The organism is Promicromonospora sp. NPDC057138, assembly GCF_042670845.1.
In the GTDB taxonomy this organism is placed as follows: Bacteria; Actinomycetota; Actinomycetes; order Actinomycetales; family Cellulomonadaceae; genus Promicromonospora.
Map to the genome: position 1 here is coordinate 39,761 of NZ_JBHUUX010000009.1, position 17,676 is coordinate 57,436.

Genomic DNA, 17,676 nt, shown 5'->3' on the forward strand with positions numbered 1-17,676 from the left:
CTGTGGGCGTGATCGTTGCGCCTAAAGCGGGCGCGTAGTCGCAACGATCACGCCCAGCAGGGCCTCGCGCGGCGGCTTGTCAGCTCGTCGCCGCGGCGGGCACGCCCTGGCGGACCGCCGCGGCGAACCCGGCCGGATCGGCGAGGTGGGCGAAGTGGTCCAGGTCGGGCAGCTCCGTGATCGTCGAGCCCTCGATGATCCGGTTGAGGCGGCGCACCGACTCCAGCAGGAAGGCTGTGGTGCCCGTCCCGCCGATGAGGTGGGTGGGCCTGCCGCCGAGGGCGGAGTACCGGTCGATGTCGGGACCGAGGGCGTCGATCTGCTCGAGCTCCCGCGCCCAGGTGGGTGTCAGGGGCAGGCTCGCGTCCCACAGCGGGGTCTGCTGGACGTGGGGGATGGCCTCGGCGGGGAGGCGGACGAACTCGACGAGGGCGATCTCGAGGGCGCGGGCGTTGTCCCCCGCGGCGATCGCCGCGCGGAAGTCCGCCAGCTTGGGGCCGGCGACCGGGCCGTCGACCGGCAGCGGGGGCTCGAAGAGGAAGAGCGTGCCCTCGACCTCGTGCTGGAGCGCGTAGGCGAGGGTGCAGAGCGCGCCGTAGGAGTGGCCGAGGAGGCTGGCGCCGGGGCCCGCTGCCTCGACGACGGCGCGGATGTCCTCGACCTCCTTCTGGATGTCGTAGCCGGCGTGGTCGCCGCTGCGGGCCCGGCCGCGCCGGTCGAAGACGTAGCACGTGAAGTCGCGCGCCAGGTCGGCCGTGGCGGGCAGCCACTGGTCCGAGGTGGCGATCGACCCGTGCGTGATGACGAGGGCCGGCCCGCTGCCCTGGACGTAGTAGGTGATCTCCGTGCCATCGGCCGAGGTGGTCGTGTGGTACGTGGGCTCGGTGGTCATGGTCCAACTCCTTCGTTGGGATGGTGCGGGCTCCGGTGCCGCGCGGCGCCGCGATCGGCACCTGGTGAAGCGATCGTATAACGTAATCACGTCGAGTGGAAGATGCGTGTTGCATATCGACGACGCCGCGCCTATCGTCTTCAGGTATGGGCGACTCCATCGTGGTGGTCGGCGGCGGACCTGGCGGTCTGTTCCTGGCCACCCTCCTTGCCAGGCAGGACTCCGCAGCGACCGTCACGGTCTACGAGCGCAACCGCAGGTCTGACGCGTTCGGCTTCGGCGTCGTGTTCTCCGATGCCACGCTGCGCGAGATCGACGCCGCAGACTCCGTGCTCCGGGACGGGCTGGCGGACCACGGGACGCACTGGGACCGCATCGAGGTCCGGAGCGACGGGGAGTCGTACGGGTTCGCAGGCAACGGCATGGCGGCCATCCACCGCAAGACGCTGCTCGGGCTCCTGCAGGACAACGCGGAGGCCGCCGGTGTCGACGTCCGGTACAGCACGGTCGCGCCGCCGGTCGCCGAGCTCGCCGCGGCACACGACCTTGTCGTGGGGGCGGACGGCACCAGCTCGACCGTGCGCGACTACCTCCAGGAGCACACGGACCTCGGGCACTCGGTCGCCACTGCGGAGGCGAAGTTCATCTGGTTCGCCACCGAGCACATCTTCGACGGGCTGACGTTCCTGCACCGCAGGTCCGAGCACGGGAACTTCGCCGCGCACGCGTACCCCATCAGCGACGAGCTCAGCACGTTCATCGTCGAGACCGACCACGAGACCTGGGAGCGAGCCGGACTCGACCAGTTCGACGTGACCCAGCCCCCAGGGCCCTCGGACGAGCGGAGCCAGGCCTACCTCGCCGAGCTGTTCGCCGACGACATCGACGGCGCGGCGCTCGTGGCGAACAACTCCCGCTGGGCGAACTTCCGGACCCGCCGCACGACCACCTGGTTCCGCGGCAACGTCGCGCTCCTGGGCGACGCCGTCCACACCGCCCACTTCTCGGTCGGCTCCGGCACCAAGATGGCGATGGAGGACGCCATCGAGCTCGCCCGCCAGCTCGGCGTCCACCGCGATCGGCCGACGGCGCTCGCCGCCTACCAGGACGCACGCACGCCGGCGGTCGCGCGCATCCAGGACGCGGCGGTCCCCAGCCTCGCCTGGTGGGAACGGTTCGGCCAGTACCAGCGCGACCTGGATCCGTTCACCTTCGCGTTCCACTTCTTCTCCCGCAGCATCGCGGTGGACCGGATCGCGCGTCGCGACCCGGAACTGGTCGCGACGGCGCGGGCGCGCTGGGCGGAGCGGCACGGCACCGACGCCCTGCACACGCCCCTGGACCTAGCCGGCGCGCGCACGGCGGGGCGGGTGCTGGAGCTCACCGTCGTTGACGGGCAAGGGCAGCTTTCCGAGCGCGGCGGGCCCGTCGTCCCCGTCTCCACGGCAGCCTCCACCGGAGGCCCGACAGCGGGGAGCGACGCCGGAGTCATCCGCGTGGACGCGCCGGACGACGAGTCCCACCTCGCGAAGGCCGCCCACTCGCTGCCCGACCGCGGAGCGGTCCTGATCACCGGGGGCACGGCGCTGACCCGCATCCTCCTGAGCGAGGAGGCGCGGCTGCGGCGCGGCCTCGTCTCGGTCGTCGTCGACAACCTGTCCGACGCCGAGATCGAGACCGCCCTGCTCGCGGGGCGCGTCGACGCCGTCGCGCGACCTGAGGGGGAGGCCCTGTGACCGCCGTCGACGCCAGGACGCCCGACACCACATCCGCCCGAGAGGACTAGATCGACCGTGAGCCACCACACCCGGACGGGCACAGTGCCCTGGCCCGACGACGTCGCCGCGCACTACCGGTCCCGCGGCTACTGGGAGGACCGCACCCTCGGCGAGCTGCTGTGGGAGGTCGCCGACGCCCGCCCCACGCAGGACGCCGTCGTCGACGGCGACGTCCGCCTCACCTACGCGGAGCTCGTCGGCCGCGCCGACGCCGCGGCCGGACGGCTGCGCGAGCTGGGCCTGGAACCCGACGACCGGCTGCTGGTGCAGATGCCGAACGGGTGGGAGTTCATCGTGCTGACCCTCGCCTGCTTCCGGGCGGGCGTGATCCCGGTGATGGCGCTCCCCGCGCACCGGCGCCACGAGCTGACCCACCTCGCGTCCCTGTCCGAGGCCCGGGCCATGGCGGTGCCGCGCGTGCTGCGCGACTTCGACCACGAGCGCCTCGCCCACGAGCTGGCCGCTGAGCTGCCCGACCTGGAGCACGTCCTCGCGCTCGGCGAGCCCGGCGCGCTGGACCCGCGGTCGGTGCCCCTGGCCGGGCTGCTCGCGCCGGGGGAGGACCGCGCCGCCGACCGGGCGGCCGCCGATGCCATGCACCCGGACCCGGACTCCCCGGCGTGCTTCCTCATCTCGGGCGGCACCACCGGCCTGCCGAAGCTGATCACCCGGACCCACAACGACTACGTCTGCAACCTGCGGGCCACGTCGGCGACGGCCGAGCTCACGGAGCACGACGTCTACCTCGGGACCCTTCCGGCGAGCCACAACTTCCCGCTGGCCTGCCCCGGGGTGCTCGGCACCCTGCTGGTCGGGGGCCGCGTCGTGATGCTGCCCAGCCCGGCTCCGGCCCGGGCCTTCGCCACCATCGAGCGTGAGGGCGTCACCATCGCGGCCGCCGTCCCCGCCGTCGCGCAGCGCTGGATCGAGCACCAGGAGGAGACCGGCGGCACCCTGACCGGGACGCTCCGGATCCTCCAGGTCGGGGGCTCCCGGCTGCCGGACGAGTACGCGGCCCGGATCGAGCCGGTCCTCGGGGCCCGGCTCCAGCAGGTCTTCGGCATGGCCGAGGGGCTGATCAACACCACCCGGCTCGACGACCCGGCCGACGTCATCACCGGGACCCAGGGCCGCCCCGTCCACGAGGCGGACGAGGTCCGGATCCTGGACCCGCGCGGCGGCGACGTGCCCGACGGCGAGCCCGGGGCCATCTACACCCGCGGCCCCTACACCCCGCGCGGGTACTACAACGCGCCGGAGCACAACCAGCGGGCCTTCCTGCCCGGCGGCTGGTACGGCAGCGGGGACGTCGTCGTGCGCCGGCCCGACGGGAACCTCGTCGTGCACGGGCGGGACAAGGACATGGTTAACCGGGGCGGCGAGAAGATCTCCGCCGAGGAGATCGAGGGCCTGATGTATCGCCTCGGCGACGTCGAGATCGCCGCCGCCGTCTCCATGCCCGACCCGGACCTGGGCGAGCGGCTGTGCGTGTACGCCGTGGTCAAGCCGGGGCACAGGGCCCCGACGCTCGAGGACGTGCGCGAGGTGTTCGCCCGGGCGGAGGTCGCGGCCTTCAAGTACCCGGACCGCCTGGAGATCGTCGACCGGCTGCCCATGACGAAGGTCGGCAAGATCGACAAGCGGATCCTGCGCGAGGACATCGCTGACCGCCTGCAGGGGCTCTCCACGCGAGGGGAGAATGCCGGATGACGACCACACCAGCCACCCGGGCCCCAGGCGCCCTGCCCCAGCACCTGGCCGAGACCGACTCGGGCTCAGCTCACCTGAAGCCGCGCGCCCTGATCCTCGACCTGTTCGGCGACTACCTGCGCTACGCCGGCGGCGAGGCGAAGGCCGGCGACCTCGTCACCCTGCTCGGCGCGTTCGGGGTCGAGCCGGCGACGGTCCGCATGACCCTGACCCGGCTGCGCCGTGAGCGCTGGTTCACGACGCGGCGCGAGGGCCGCGAGGCGAGCTACGTGCTCAGCGCGCACATGCTCGGCGTCCTCCAGACCGGGCGGGAGCGGATCTTCGCCGAGTACGACGAGCCGTGGGACCAGCACTGGACGACCGTCGTCCAGCAGAATGCCAAGCCGGACCGGGCGACCCGCGACCAGCTCCGGCGTCAGCTGTCCTGGCTCGGTTTCGGCTCGCTGACGGCGAGCACCTGGATGACGCCGCGCGACCGCAGCGCGGACGTCCGGGACCTGGCGGCCGAGTTCTCGGACGTCCACTTCACCGTGATGCGCGCCCGGACCGGCGGCCTCGAGGCGGACCGTGACGTCGTCGAACGCTGCTGGGACCTCGACCGGATCAACCAGCTGTACGAGCGGTTCCTCGCCGACCACGCGCACCTGGCCGGCGCAACCCTGCGCGGAGCGGACGCCCTCGTGGCCAGGACGACCCTGATCGACGGCTACCGGCACTTCCCCTTCGTCGACCCCTGGCTGCCGAAGGACCTGCGCCCCGCCGGCTGGCTGGGCGCCGAGGCGAACCACCTGTTCCGCACCGCCCACCGCGAGCTAGGCCCAGCGGCGACCGCATACGTCAGCGAGGTCATCGGCGGCCCGATCGACAGCCCGCAGCAGTAGCGATCACCCGGGACGTCAGCGCAGGACGCTCATCAGGTCGGTCGGGGCGAGGGTCTCGGCGGGGGCGAAGTCGGCGCTGCCCATGTAGTCGAGCAGGCTCTTCCGGAACTGGCGGGCGGCCGCGCGGTCGCCCGAGGGGTCGAGGTTCAGCGAGCTCACCACGATCCTGCCGCGCCCGACCTTCGCCTCGAACAGCACGCCGAGCCGCCGCGCCTCGAACCAGGTGTCGATCGGCTGGGCGAGGGGGCGCAGCCCGGGCGGGAGCCCGTCGAGCAGCATCGCCTTGGCGCCGTGCAGCAGCTCCCACCACTGCCAGTCGGTGGAGCCCTCGGTGGGGAAGTGACGGAAGACCGGGTGCGCCGGGTCGTGCAGGACGCCGAGCGTGTGCGGCGCCTGGCCCGAGGTCCAGGCGGTGTTCCAGAACGCCGGCGTGAAGCCCAGTGCGACGTCGTTCCCGATGCGCTCCGGGCCGAGCTCGAGCAGGACGGTCGCGCCGTCCCCGGCCCGGTCGAGCGCGTCGTCGATCTCGGCGGTGACCAATATTCCGTCCGGGGGCGCCACCTCCTCGGCGGCCGGGTACACCCACAGGTCCCAGTCGTTCTCGGAGGAGACGCCGGCGGCGTCCCCCACCGAGACGGCCAGGGTCACCTGCGCGGGCTCCGGGACGAGGCCCGCCGGGACGACCACCGGGCCGAAGCGGGCACCGTTGCCGATCGGGATGTGTGCGCCCCGGGCGACGTCGCCGCTGGCGAGCTCCTTGCCGCCGCGGTCGCGGAGGTGCCAGCGCACGTCGGCCACCAGCGGCGTCGGGCCGAAGTGGGCGACCTGCACCTCGAACCGGATCTCCTGGTCCGCGGTCCAGACCCGCCGCGGCAGCCGCGCCAGCGGAACGGTCGGCCCGCAGAACCGGGCGAACTCCTCGGGCGTGCAGTAGCCCTTCGACTCCCAGAAGGGGTTGAGGACGCCGACCAGCGCCGTCCCCTGCCCGGGGAAGTCGGTCAGGCCGAGGAGGTGGAAGCCGCCGAATCCCTCGGTGCGCAGCGCTGCCTCGATGTCCTCCTTGTAGCAGAGCACCTGGAGCCGCCCCGAGGCGTGGAGGAACGCCTCCGCCTGGTCGGCCATGCCGGCCTCGCGCAGGAAGTCGGCGAAGATGCCGAAGTTCCGGGGCTCCATGAGCCCCGTGTACCGCGCCGTCTCCGCGAAGTCGGGGTACGCGCACCACTGGCCGATCTCGTGGCTGATGATCGGGCGCGGGCGCGAGATAACCCACTCCCGGTAGTCCGACTCGGTCTCCGGCGGGCGGCCGTTCAGCCGGGACCCCAGGCCCTCGCCCCACCGGTGCGCGCGGGGGTCCGGGATGTTGTCGAAGTCGTTCTCGACGATGGCGGGCCAGCCGGCGCCGCTGGTGTACAGGCGCCGGGGGTCGTACGTCCGCCACGTGGTGACCCAGGAGGCGAGGAGCTCGGCGTCCCGCCCGCCGGGCTCGTTGCCGTGCGCCATCATGATGAACGACGGGTGGTTGCCGTAGCCGTCGAGGATGCGCCGGGTCTCCTCGAACAGGAAGTCGTCGACCGGGCGCCCCTCGCCGAGGCCGGCGCCCTGGTTGGCCCAGATGGGGCCCTCCACCTGCAGGTAGAGGCCGGCCTCGTCGGCGGCCACGAACGCCGCCTCCGGCGGGCACCAGGAGTGGAACCGCAGGAGGTTCAGCCCGTGCGCCTGGCAGACGGCGATGATGCGGCGCCAGGAGCCGACGTCGGTGGGCGGGTAGCCCGTCAGCGGGAAGACGCAGCACTCGAGGGTGCCCCGGATGAAGGTGCGGCGGCCGTTGATCGTCACCTGGGTGTCCTCGACCTCGACCTCGCGCAGGCCGAAGACGGTGCGGGCCACGTCCTTGTGCTCGACGCCGCGCACGTCGGTGACCAGCTCGACCGTGAGCTCGTACAGGGCGGGCCGGAACTCGTCCCAGGTCAGAGCGTCGTCGCCCAGCGGCAGCTCGACGTCGACGTGCGTCCCGCCGGAGGTGAGGCCGCGCTCCCCGAGGTCGCGGCTGTGCTCGGCCTCGAAGCCGGCGCTGACCGGTCCGGCCCCGCGCTCGCCAGGAACCTCGCCAGGAACCTCGCCCGGAGCTTCGCCCGGAACGTTGAAGCGCCGCGCCGAGACCCGGACGCTACCCGTGCCCGCGCCGCCGCTGCCGGCGGCGATGTCCACCTTGACCAGCGCGGACCTGGCCGCGACGTCCGGCACGACGCGGACCCGGCGGATGGTCACGTCCGGCTGGGCGGTGAGGGTGAGTGCGCCGACGATCCCGTTCCAGTTGCCCTGGGTGTGGTCGGAGACGCTGTGCGCGTTCGGTCCGACGTCGACCACCGCCCGGTTGTCGACGCGGATCGTGAGCAGGTGCAGGCCGGGGGAGAGGCGGCCGAGGCCGAACCGGTGGGCGGTGGTGAGGCTCCGCTCGGTGCCCACCTGCCGCTCGTCCAGCCAGACCGTCGACTCCCAGTGGACCCGCTCCAGCGACAGCACGACGTCGCGCTGCTCCCAGCCCGCCGGGATCTCCACCTCGCGCTGGAACCACGCGGCGCCGCGGTAGTAGACCCGAGGCTGGAGCCAGAAGGGGACCGAGATGTCGCCCGGCTCGCGGTACGGCGCATACCGCTCCTCGGTGAAATAGGACCGGTCGACGATGCTGCCGGTCCAGGGGGTGTCGATGGCGACGGGATCGCCGAGACCCTGGTGCTGGATCGAGCCCGGCAGGCTGACCGCCACGGGCTCTCCGGGCAGGCCGTGGCGGAACCACTGCTCGAGCTCGCCCACGGCGTTCGGGTCGAGGACGCAGCGCCACTGGCCGGACAGGTCGAGGGACGGGTGCGCGACGGTGAGCATGGCTCGACCCTAGGTCGGCTCCGGCGGCCGTTGAAGAGACGATCCTCTGCACCTGGCTGGACGATTCTCTGTTCCGTCGGCTCTGCGGTGCTTGACGTCATGTGGGCGCGCGCCTAGCGTACATCTACAAGCGAGAACGGTGTCCACATATGTAGTCGACGATGACTCCCTGGAGGAACCTGCCATGTATTCCCGGACGCAGGCGCGGACTTCGCGCGGGGTCGCCGTCGGCGCGGTCGTGGTGAGCCTGTCGCTCACGCTCTCGGCCTGCGCGGTAGCCAACTCCGACAGTGCCGGCACCACGGCGGGCGGCGACGTCGTGCGCATCGTCCTGCCCCAGGAACCGCCGACCCTCGAGCCCTGCGACGCCAACCTGACGTCGACCGGCGTCGTCGTGCGGTCCAACATCACCGAGCCGCTCGTCGAGCGCGATCCCACCTCCGGGGAGCTCGAGCCGCTGCTCGCCACCGAGTGGCAGCAGACCGAGCCGGACACCTGGACCTTCACCCTGCGCGAAGGGGTGACCTTCTCCGACGGGACGCCGTTCGACGCCGAGGCCGCCGCGCACTCGATCGACCGCGCGGTCAACGGCACGTTCGGGTGCAACGTCGAGGGCTACGTCTTCGGGGACACCGAGCTGGAGGTCGACGCGGCGGACGCGACGCACCTGACGGTCACGACGCCCGAGCCCGACCCGATCCTGCCGCTGCGGCTCTCCTTCATCGAGATAGTCCCCGCGTCGACGTCGGACACGGAGAAGGTGCGCGAGCCGGTGGGGACCGGCCCGTACAAGATCGAGGACTGGCAGGCCGGCACCAAGCTGACGCTCGCGGCCAACGAGTCGTACTGGGGCGAGGCCCCCGCCTTCCCCACGGCGGAGTACCAGTGGCGCGAGGAGGGCACGGTCCGCGCGGCGATGATCACGGGCGGCGAGGCCGACGTCGCGACCGGGCTGGCGCCGGAGGACGGGCTCGGCGACGCGGGCGTCGACTATCCCAACAACGAGACGACGGCGGTCCGCGCCACCGGCACCTACGCGCCGCTCGACGACATCCGCGTGCGGCACGCGATCAACTACGCGATCGACCGCGGCAGCATCGTCGACTCGCTCTTCGAGGGATACGCCGAGGTCGCCTCGCAGCTCGTGCCCGACGGCGTCGTCGGCCACAACCCGGACCTCGAGCCCTGGCCGTACGACCCGGAGAAGGCGAAGGCGCTCATCGCGGAGGCGGAGGCGGACGGCGTCCCCACCGACACCGAGATCCGGCTGATCAGCCGCACCGGGCTGTTCCCCAAGGTCGAGGAGACCGTCGAGGTGGTGCAGAAGGCGCTGGAGGACGTCGGGCTGAACGTGTCCATCGAGATGATGGACACCGCCGCGTCCGTCCAGTACCAGTCGCGGCCGTTCCCCGAGGACACCGGCCCCTACCTGATGCTCGTGCAGCACGGCAACCAGGCCGGCGACGCGGCGTTCACGGTCGACCAGTACATGCTCAGCGACGGGGCGCAGTCGACGTTCGGCACCGACGAGCTCGACGCGCAGATCAAGGCGGCCGGCAAGGAGCAGGACGAGGGCCGCCAGCAGGCCTACGCCGACGTCTTCGCCGACGAGCCCGAGGCGATCGGGCAGTTCGCCTACATCGCGCACATGACCGGGATCATCGGGCTGTCCGACCAGGTCAGCTACACGCCGAACTCGGCCACCGGGGACGAGATGCGGCTGGCGGAGATGACTCCCGCCGGATGATCCCGTTCACCTCGATCACCGCAGGAGGCCGCCGATGCTGACGTTTCTCCGGAGGCGGGCCGTCACGTCGCTCCTGCCGCTCGTCGCGGTGCTGCTCGGCGTCTTCCTGCTGGCCCGCATGACCGGCGACCCCGCCGTCCTGTACCTGCCGGAGAACGCCACCGAGGCGCAGAAGGAGACGTTCCGCACCGCCAACGGCCTGGACCTGCCGATCTGGCAGCAGCTCCTGGACTACCTCGGCGGCGTGCTGCGGCTCGACTTCGGCACCTCGCTGCGGACGGGGGAGCCGGCGGCGGAGATGGCGCTGCGTGCCTTCCCGGCGACGCTGCAGCTCGCGCTCACCACGATGGTGCTGGCCGTCGTGATCAGCATCGTCATCGGCAGCTACGCGGCCTACCGGCCCAACTCCCTCGCGGACCGGCTCGCGTCGTTCATGTCGATGACGGCGGCCAGCGTCCCGGACTTCTGGCTCGCGATCACAGGGGTGTGGATCTTCGCGGTCCTGCTCGGCGTCCTGCCGACCTCCGGCGTGGACGACGGCATGCTCTCGTGGGTCCTGCCGATCGCCACCCTGTTGTTCCGGCCCGCCGGGGTGCTGACCCAGGTGGTCCGCGGCGCCATGGTCTCGGCGCTGTCCGCCCCCTACGTGCGGCTCGCACGGAGCAAGGGCGCCGACAGCCGCCGGGTCGTCACCGACCACGCCCTGCGCAACGCCGCGGCGCCCGCCCTGACCGTCGCCGGCGACCTCGCCGTCGGCCTCGTCAACGGCGCGGTGGTGGTCGAGTCCATCTTCGGCTGGCCGGGCATCGGCAAGCTGATGATCGACTCGATCCTCCAGCGCGACTTCGCGGTGCTCCAGGCCGCGGTGCTGCTCACGGCGGTGACGATCTTCGCGCTCAACATCGCCATCGATCTCTGCTACGCCCTGCTCGACGCGCGCGTGCGCGACAAGGCCCTGGTCTGAAGGAGGAGACGTGATGTGGCGGATGCTCTGGCGGGACAAGCCGGCGACCGTGGCGGCGCTGGTGCTGGCCCTGCTCGTCCTCGTCGCGGTCCTCGGGCCGATGCTGATCGGCGACGAGGCGAACGCCCAGGACCTGACCCGGGCCGGCCGGGCGCCGCTCGAGGAGGACGGCTGGCTGTACGTCCTGGGCACCGACGAGCTCGGCCGGAGCGTGCTCGCCCGCCTCGTCGTGGCGGCGCGCACCACGCTCTTGGTCGCCGTGCCCGCGGTGCTCATCTCGCTCGTGGTGGGCTCGCTGATCGGCATGTGGGCCGGCTACCACCGAGGCTGGCGCGAGACGGTGGCCATGCGGGTCGCCGACGTGATCCTCAGCTTCCCGTCGCTGCTGATGGCGGTGGTGGTGCTCTACGTCTTCTCGCCCAGCGCGCGCAACATCGTGCTGGTCCTCGCGCTCACCCGGATCCCGATCTACCTGCGGACGGCGCGCGCGGAGTCGGCCGAGCTGGCCAGCCGCCTCTTCGTCGACGCCGCGCGCACCTTCGGCGCCACGAGCTCGGCGATCATCATGCGGCACGTCTTCCCGGTCGTGCTGCCCACGCTCCTGACGGTCGCGACTCTCGAGTTCTGCTTCGTGATGCTCGCGGAGTCCTCGCTGAGCTTCCTCGGGATCGGCATCCAGCCGCCCGACGTGAGCTGGGGGCTGATGGTCTCGCAGGGCCGGACCTACCTGCAGACCGCCTGGTGGCTGTCGTTCTTCCCCGGCCTGGCGATCGTCGTCGCCACCGTCTCCGCGACCGTGCTCGCCGCGTGGGCGCGGCTGGCCACCGACCCGGCGCAGCGCTGGCGGCTGACCCTTCCGCGCCGGCAGCGCCGCCGCGCCGTCCCCACCCCGACGGAGGTTCTCCAGTGAACGCGAGCGTCGCCCTTGACGTCGCCGGTCTCGACGTCGACATCCACGCGCCCCACGGCGTGCTCCGCGCCGTAGACTCCGTCAGCTTCCAGGCCCACCGCGGCCGGACCGTCGCGCTGCTCGGCGAGTCCGGCTGCGGCAAGTCGATGACCGCCACCGCGATCGCCGGCGTCCTCGACCCGGTCGCCGAGGTCGCCGGCGGCTCGATCAGACTGTCCGACGGCGCCGGCCGGGTCACCGACCTGACGTCGGCGTCCGCGAAGGAACGCCGCGGGCTCGCAGGCAAGGAGCTCGCGATCGTGTTCCAGGACGCCCTCACGGCGCTCAACCCGGTCTATCCGGTGGGCACCCAGCTCGCCGAGCCGTTCCGCATCCATCGCGGCCTGTCCAGGCGGGAGGCGCGCCGCGAGGCGGTCGAGCTCATGCGCCGGGTCGGGATCCCCGAGCCCGAGACCCGCGTGGACGCCTACCCGCACCAGTTCTCCGGCGGCATGCGCCAGCGCCTGCTCATCGCGATTGCGGTCGCCCTCTCGCCGTCCGTGCTGCTCGCGGACGAGCCCACCACCGCGCTCGACGTGACGGTGCAGGCGCAGATCATGAGCCTGCTCAAGGAGCTGCGCGAGGAGCGGGACATGGCGGTGGTCCTGATCACGCACGACCTGGCCCTCGTGTTCGAGCAGGCCGACAGTGTCGTCGTGATGTACGCGGGGAACGTCGTCGAGGAGGGCCTGGTCGAGGAGGTCTTCGGCCATCCCGGCCACCCGTACACCAGGGGGCTGCTCGACTCCGTCCCCGTCAGCGCCGAGCGGGGCGCGTCGCTCAGCTCGATCGGCGGGTCGCCGCCGGAGCTGTCCGCGATCCCGCCGGGGTGCGTCTACCAGGACCGTTGCCCGCTCGTGCGGGGCCTGTGCCGGGAGCAGCGGCCGACGGCGCGCGAGGTGTCCCCGGGCCACCGGTCCGCCTGCCACTTCTCTGACGAGGTCAGCTCTGAGGTGGTCAGCTCTGAGGAGGCCGGCTCCGAAGTGGTCAGCTCTGCAGAGGCCAACCGATCCGTGGAGGTCGACCGATGAGCGACGCGCCCCTGCTCGAGGTCCGCGGCCTGACCAAGGTCTATCCCGTGCGGCACGGCGGCCGGCGCAAGGAGCTGCGCGCGCTGGACGGGATCGACCTCGACCTGCGCCGCGGCGAGACGCTGGGCCTGGTGGGGGAGTCGGGCTGCGGCAAGTCCACCCTTGCCCGCACCCTGATGATGCTGGAGCGGGCGGACGCCGGCCAGATCCGGTTCGACGGCGTCGACCCGCTGTCGCTGCGCGGCACTGACCTGCTCGCCTTCCGCCGCCGGGTGCAGATGGTGTTCCAGGACCCGTTCGCGTCCCTGAACGCGCGGATGACCGCGGGCGAGATCGTCAGCGAGCCGTGGCGGACCCACCGCACCCTGTACCGGACCTCCCGCGACCGGGCGGCCCGGGTCGCCGAGCTGCTGGAGCTGGTGGGGCTCCGGCCGGGCGACGCCGGCAAGTACCCGCAGGAGTTCTCCGGCGGGCAGCGGCAGCGGCTCGGCATCGCCCGGGCGCTGGCCCTCGATCCCGACGTGATCATCTGCGACGAGCCGGTCTCGGCGCTCGACCTGTCCGTCCAGGCGCAGGTGCTCAACCTCCTGAACGACCTCCAGCAGCAGCTCGGCGTGGCCTACCTGTTCATCTCGCACGACCTGTCCGTGGTGCGGCACGTCGCCGACCGGGTGGTCGTCATGTACCTGGGCAGGATCGTCGAGGAGGGCGGCACGGAGCCGACGTTCGAGCGTCCGCTGCACCCGTACACCGGCGCGCTCCTGTCGGCCGCCCCGTCGCTGGACCACACGCGCCGCCGCGAGCGGATCATCCTGTCGGGCGAGATCCCGTCGCCCCTGAACCCGCCGTCGGGCTGCCGGTTCCGTACCCGCTGCTGGAAGGCCACCGACGAGTGCGCGACGACGGTCCCGCCGATAGCCGACGACGCCGCCGACGGCGCGCACACCGCCGAGTGCTTCCATCCGCTGCGCCACCAGCGGCGTCACCAGCGCGCGGGCGACGGGTCGAAGTCTGGCTCGGACCGTCGCATGTAGCCGGTGTCGTCCCGGTTGCGAAGTCCGCAGCTCAGGTACTGCTCGTGGAGCTGGGCCAGGCGGTCGCGATCGAGCTCGACGCCGAGGCCTGGCGCGGTCGGCACGGTGACCGCGCCGTCGGCGAACCCGATGGCTCCGTCGACGACGTCCTCGTCCGGGGACTTCCACGGCCAGTGGGTGTCGCACGCGTAGTCGAGGTTCGGGGTGACCGCGGCCAGGTGCGTCATCGCGGCGAGACTGATGCCCAGGTGGGAGTTGGAGTGCATGGACAGGCCGATTCCCCAGACGTCGCAGATCGCCCCGAGGGTCTGGGACCGGCGCAGCCCGCCCCAGAAGTGATGGTCGGAGAGGACCACCTGCACGGCGTCCTGCGCGACGGCCGGTGGAAGATGGTCGAACGCGACGACCGCCATGTTGGTCGCCAGGGGCATGCTGACCTGCCGTGCCACGGCGGCCATCCCCTCGATGCCCGGGGTCGGGTCCTCCAGGTACTCGACGTCGCCGTCGAGCGCCTCCGCCACGCGGACGGATGTTTCCACCGTCCAGGCGGCATTCGGGTCCAGCCGTAGCGGATGGTCCGGAAACTCCGCTCGCAGCGCCTTGATCGCCGCGATCTCCTCGTCCGGGTGGAACACGCCGCCCTTCAGCTTGATCGCGGTGAAGCCGTACTCGTCCACGATGCGGTGCGCCTGGCGGACCAGGCCGTCGGGATCGAGCGCCTCGCCCCACGGGTCCTCGTCGGCCCCGAGGTGGCCGGCCCACTTGTAGAAGAGGTAGGCCGAGTAGCTGACCCGGTCGCGTACGGCGCCGCCGAGCAGGTCCGAGACCGGCACGCCGATGAGCTTGCCCTGCGCATCGAGCGCCGCGACCTCGAACGGGGAGAAGACCCGGTCCGGCGTGGCCGACCCGGTGACCATCCCGCCCATGCCGTGCCCGCCCTGGCCGTCGTCGGTCGAGAGCGACGCCACGACTTCGCGATACATGCCGTTCAGGTCGAGCACGTTGCGGCCGACCAGTGCCCGCGCGGCCCGTTCGAGCCGCTGGAGGTGCGGTAGGTCGCCGTACGACTCGCCGAGGCCGTAGATGCCGCTCTCCGTGACCAGCTCGACGATGGTGCGAAGCGCGAACGGCTCGTGGACGCCGACGGTGTTGAGGATGGGCAGGTCCTTGAAGGCGACGGGCGTGACGTGAACGGCGGTGATGCTGCCGCCATCGAGACGTGGGCGCTCCGGTGCGTGGGTCACGTCTACTATTCTGTCATGTGTCTACGTCCGTAGACAAGATCGCCTCGGTCGCGGAGCGTCAGCCCCAGGTCAGGGAGTTGCGCACGGGACCGGCCAGCCGCGCGATCCGGTCTCCCGCCTGGCGCAGGGCCGCCACGATCTCCGCGTCGCGCTCGGGGCTGAGCCGGGCCAGGGGGATCGAGGCGCTGATCGCGTCGGTCGCGGGCTCGTCGTCGTACTGCAGCGCGACCGCGAAGCACCGCAGGCCCACGGTGTTCTCCTCGTTGTCGACGGCGTAGCCGCGCTGCCGGGTCGCCTCGAGGTCCGCGTCGAGGGCGTCCCGGTCGGTGAGGGTGTGCGGGGTCAGCGGCTCCAGCGTCGGCGGGAGGTGGCTCTCGCGCTCGTCGGCGGGCAGGCCCGCGAGGATCGCCTTCCCGAGCGACGTCGAGTAGGCGGGCAGACGGCGTCCGACGCGGCTGTACGGGCGGAGGTACTGGCTCGACTCCCGCGTCGCGAGGTAGACCACGCCATTCCCGTCGACCCGGCCGAAGTGGAACGTCTCGTCGAGCTGCTCGCGCAGACCCTCGAGGATCGGCGTGACGAGCGGCAGGTACGGATCGGTGTCGAGGTAGCTGGTCCCCGCGAGCAGTGCCCGGATCCCGATGCCGTGCAGCGTCCCGGTCGCGTCGGACCGTACCCAGCCGTGCTGGGCGAGGGTCCGCAGCAGGGCGTGGAGGCTGCTCCGGGGGACCCCGAGCGCCTCGCTCAGCTCGCGCAGCCGCACGGGCCGGTTCTGGCGCGCGGCGAGGAACTCGAGGATCTCCACGGTCCTGGCGGCGGACTTCACCTCCCGCACGCCGCCCGTGGGCCGGTCGTCGTTCGGCGGCGTGGCGCCGGACCTCGCAGGGGGCATCGCTCTCTCCCGTGTCGTGGACCCGGGGGTCGGGCCCGTGGACACGATCGTAGACACTCATCCACATACACGGACATCCGTGTGTGCCGAACTGCGCGGGGCGTCAGACGGCCTGGTCCGTCGGGAGCGCCGTGTATCGCACCTCGGCGACGTCGACGGTCCCGTCGAGCGTCCGGAGCCCGACGACCCGCCCGGTGAAGCCGCCGGCCACCTCGGTGGAGAGGTAGCGCCCGTCGAAGCGGGTCAGCTCGTGCTCCTTCCCGTCGACGACGGCGCTGAGGCGGACGTCGTCCGGCCCGCCGGTCGTCGGGCCGAGCGCCTCGGCCCGCAGCGTCACGGACGATCCGGTCAGCGTGGCCGTGGTCCCGAGGGTGGCTTCGAGAGGGCCGATGCGGACGACGGCGCTGACCTGGCCCGCGTCGGCGCGGACCTCGCACCAGTGCGTGTCGTCCAGGCGCAGCAGGAGCGCGCCCGACCCGCGGCTGACACCGAGGTCGGCCTCGAACCGCCACGCCGGGTCGAGGGTGCGTGCCGTCAGGAAGCCGAAGTCGGCGCGCGGGCCGTCCCCGCGGCGGAGCCGGAGCCCTCCGCCGGGCCGGGCCTCGGCGATCTCGGACAGCCCGGCGCCGGGGGAGGCCCACCGGGGATGCAGCTCGTCGGCGTCGAACGCGTCCGTGTACGACGTGTCGGGCACCGGCCGGAGGTAGCGGCCCTCGTCGACGACGGGCCAGCCGTCGACCCAGTCGATCCCGGCGAGGAACGTCTCGCGGCCGTTGACGTGGAACATCGGCGTGGCGCCGCGCGGCCGCACGCCCAGGTAGACCACCGACCAGCTGCCGTCCGCGTTCTCGACGAGGTCGGCGTGGCCGGTGTTCTGGACGGGGTGCGTGGTGCTGCGGTGGCTCAGGACGGGGTTTGCCGGCGCTCCGGCGTAGGGGCCCTCGGGCCGGTCCGCGCGCGCGACCGACACGCTGTGGCCGCGCTCCGTGCCGCCCTCGGCGATGATCAGGTACCAGTACTCCCCGCGCCGGTACAGGTGGGGCGCCTCCGGGTGGGCGAGCCCGGTCCCGCTCCACAGGCGTCGCGGCGTCTCGAGCACCGTCCCCGCCTCGAGGTCGACGCGCGCCTGGGCGATCCCGGGCCCCTCCGGGCCGTTGGAGCAGAACGTCACGTAGCACGTGCCGTCGGCGTCCCAGGCGAGGTCGGGGTCGATGCCCTGCAGGCCCTCGAGGAACATCGGGGCGGTCCACGGCCCGCTGGGATCCTCGGCGGAGACGACGAGCTGTCCGGGGCGGCCGGCGGATACGTCCGTGGTGATCAGCCAGAACCTGCCGTCGTGATGACGCAGGGTCGGGGCGTACACGCCTCCGTAGGGGGAGGCGTGCCCGGCCAGGAACTGGTCGGGGCGGTCGAGGATGTTCCCGACGAGCGTCCAGGTGAGCAGGTCGCGGCTGTGCCACAGGGGGACGCCCGGCGCGTACTCGAACGACGAGTTCGCCAGGTAGTAGTCGTCGCCTACCCGGCAGATCGAGGGGTCGGGGTGGAAGCCCGGGACGATCGGCACGACGCTCGTGAGAGCGGTGGGCGTGACGGTGGGCTGGGCGGTGGTCGTGGTCACTTGATTCCTGTCGCTGCGATGCCCTGGATGAAGTCGCGCTGGAGCGCGACGGC

At 72.3% G+C, this 17,676-nt stretch carries 13 protein-coding genes; 8 read left to right on the forward strand and 5 right to left on the reverse strand.

Going from position 1 to position 17,676, the window contains the following annotated elements; translation table 11 throughout:
- Positions 1–79 precede the first annotated feature (79 nt).
- Positions 80–892, reverse strand: coding sequence for an alpha/beta fold hydrolase (locus ACFT2C_RS08470; protein WP_377206596.1), 813 nt, complete (start codon positions 890–892; stop codon positions 80–82).
- Between the two features lie 146 nt (positions 893–1,038).
- Between ACFT2C_RS08470 and ACFT2C_RS08475 the strand changes: the two genes are divergently transcribed.
- Genes ACFT2C_RS08475 through ACFT2C_RS08485 form a run of 3 tightly spaced genes read left to right on the forward strand, consistent with a single transcriptional unit; the run spans position 1,039 to position 5,261 of the window.
- Positions 1,039–2,628, forward strand: coding sequence for an FAD-dependent monooxygenase (locus ACFT2C_RS08475; protein WP_377206597.1), 1,590 nt, complete (start codon positions 1,039–1,041; stop codon positions 2,626–2,628).
- A 57-nt stretch (positions 2,629–2,685) separates the two neighbouring features.
- Positions 2,686–4,380 (forward strand): (2,3-dihydroxybenzoyl)adenylate synthase, encoded by a 1,695-nt coding sequence (locus ACFT2C_RS08480; RefSeq protein WP_377206598.1) that lies wholly within the window; start codon positions 2,686–2,688, stop codon positions 4,378–4,380.
- Positions 4,377–5,261: a PaaX family transcriptional regulator C-terminal domain-containing protein gene (locus ACFT2C_RS08485; protein ID WP_377206599.1), complete on the forward strand. Its 885-nt coding sequence runs from the start codon at positions 4,377–4,379 to the stop codon at positions 5,259–5,261. Before ACFT2C_RS08480 ends, ACFT2C_RS08485 begins: the two co-directional genes overlap by 4 nt.
- Positions 5,262–5,276: 15 nt before the next feature.
- Here ACFT2C_RS08485 and ACFT2C_RS08490 read toward each other — a convergent pair whose 3' ends face one another.
- Complete coding sequence (locus ACFT2C_RS08490) at positions 5,277–8,144, reverse strand: sugar-binding domain-containing protein (RefSeq protein WP_377206600.1); 2,868 nt, start codon at positions 8,142–8,144, stop codon at positions 5,277–5,279.
- 184 nt (positions 8,145–8,328) lie between these two features.
- Between ACFT2C_RS08490 and ACFT2C_RS08495 the strand changes: the two genes are divergently transcribed.
- From ACFT2C_RS08495 to ACFT2C_RS08515, 5 genes are read left to right on the forward strand one after another with little or no spacing between them, the layout of a single operon-like run.
- Positions 8,329–9,891 carry an ABC transporter substrate-binding protein gene (locus ACFT2C_RS08495; protein WP_377206601.1) on the forward strand — a complete coding sequence of 521 codons (1,563 nt, stop codon included), beginning with the start codon at positions 8,329–8,331 and terminating at the stop codon, positions 9,889–9,891.
- Positions 9,892–9,925: 34 nt separating this feature from the next.
- Positions 9,926–10,855, forward strand: a complete 930-nt coding sequence (locus ACFT2C_RS08500) for an ABC transporter permease (RefSeq protein ID WP_377206602.1) — start codon at positions 9,926–9,928, stop codon at positions 10,853–10,855.
- Between the two features lie 13 nt (positions 10,856–10,868).
- Positions 10,869–11,765: an ABC transporter permease gene (locus ACFT2C_RS08505; protein ID WP_377206710.1), complete on the forward strand. Its 897-nt coding sequence runs from the start codon at positions 10,869–10,871 to the stop codon at positions 11,763–11,765.
- Complete coding sequence (locus tag ACFT2C_RS08510) at positions 11,762–12,835, forward strand: ABC transporter ATP-binding protein (RefSeq protein ID WP_377206603.1); 1,074 nt, start codon at positions 11,762–11,764, stop codon at positions 12,833–12,835. The genes ACFT2C_RS08505 and ACFT2C_RS08510 overlap by 4 nt, the downstream gene beginning before the upstream one ends.
- The gene (locus ACFT2C_RS08515) at positions 12,832–13,869 is read left to right on the forward strand and encodes an ABC transporter ATP-binding protein (RefSeq protein ID WP_377206604.1); all 1,038 of its coding nucleotides are present in this window, start codon (positions 12,832–12,834) and stop codon (positions 13,867–13,869) included. The genes ACFT2C_RS08510 and ACFT2C_RS08515 overlap by 4 nt, the downstream gene beginning before the upstream one ends.
- Here ACFT2C_RS08515 and ACFT2C_RS08520 read toward each other — a convergent pair.
- The 3 genes from ACFT2C_RS08520 to ACFT2C_RS08530 all read right to left on the reverse strand — a co-directional run bounded on the left by ACFT2C_RS08520 (position 13,818) and on the right by ACFT2C_RS08530 (position 17,623).
- Complete coding sequence (locus ACFT2C_RS08520) at positions 13,818–15,113, reverse strand: glucarate dehydratase family protein (RefSeq protein WP_377206605.1); 1,296 nt, start codon at positions 15,111–15,113, stop codon at positions 13,818–13,820. The genes ACFT2C_RS08515 and ACFT2C_RS08520 overlap by 52 nt on opposite strands.
- Before the next feature lie 58 nt (positions 15,114–15,171).
- A complete protein-coding gene (locus tag ACFT2C_RS08525; RefSeq protein WP_377206606.1) occupies positions 15,172–16,005 on the reverse strand; it encodes an IclR family transcriptional regulator in 834 nt (277 codons plus the stop codon).
- 103 nt (positions 16,006–16,108) lie between these two features.
- Complete coding sequence (locus ACFT2C_RS08530; protein ID WP_377206607.1) at positions 16,109–17,623, reverse strand: family 43 glycosylhydrolase; 1,515 nt, start codon at positions 17,621–17,623, stop codon at positions 16,109–16,111.
- Positions 17,624–17,676 lie beyond the last annotated feature (53 nt).

What these genes read in the sequence shown, in the direction of transcription:
- ACFT2C_RS08515 (WP_377206604.1), top strand. Translation starts at nt 12,832, where the DNA reads ATGAGCGACGCGCCCCTGCTCGAGGTCCGCGGCCTGACCAAGGTCTAT.
- ACFT2C_RS08475 (WP_377206597.1), top strand. Translation starts at nt 1,039, where the DNA reads ATGGGCGACTCCATCGTGGTGGTCGGCGGCGGACCTGGCGGTCTGTTC.
- ACFT2C_RS08500 (WP_377206602.1), top strand. Translation starts at nt 9,926, where the DNA reads ATGCTGACGTTTCTCCGGAGGCGGGCCGTCACGTCGCTCCTGCCGCTC.
- ACFT2C_RS08485 (WP_377206599.1), top strand. Translation starts at nt 4,377, where the DNA reads ATGACGACCACACCAGCCACCCGGGCCCCAGGCGCCCTGCCCCAGCAC.
- ACFT2C_RS08470 (WP_377206596.1), bottom strand. Translation starts at nt 892, where the DNA reads ATGACCACCGAGCCCACGTACCACACGACCACCTCGGCCGATGGCACG.
- ACFT2C_RS08525 (WP_377206606.1), bottom strand. Translation starts at nt 16,005, where the DNA reads ATGCCCCCTGCGAGGTCCGGCGCCACGCCGCCGAACGACGACCGGCCC.
- ACFT2C_RS08505 (WP_377206710.1), top strand. Translation starts at nt 10,869, where the DNA reads ATGTGGCGGATGCTCTGGCGGGACAAGCCGGCGACCGTGGCGGCGCTG.
- ACFT2C_RS08490 (WP_377206600.1), bottom strand. Translation starts at nt 8,144, where the DNA reads ATGCTCACCGTCGCGCACCCGTCCCTCGACCTGTCCGGCCAGTGGCGC.
- ACFT2C_RS08495 (WP_377206601.1), top strand. Translation starts at nt 8,329, where the DNA reads ATGTATTCCCGGACGCAGGCGCGGACTTCGCGCGGGGTCGCCGTCGGC.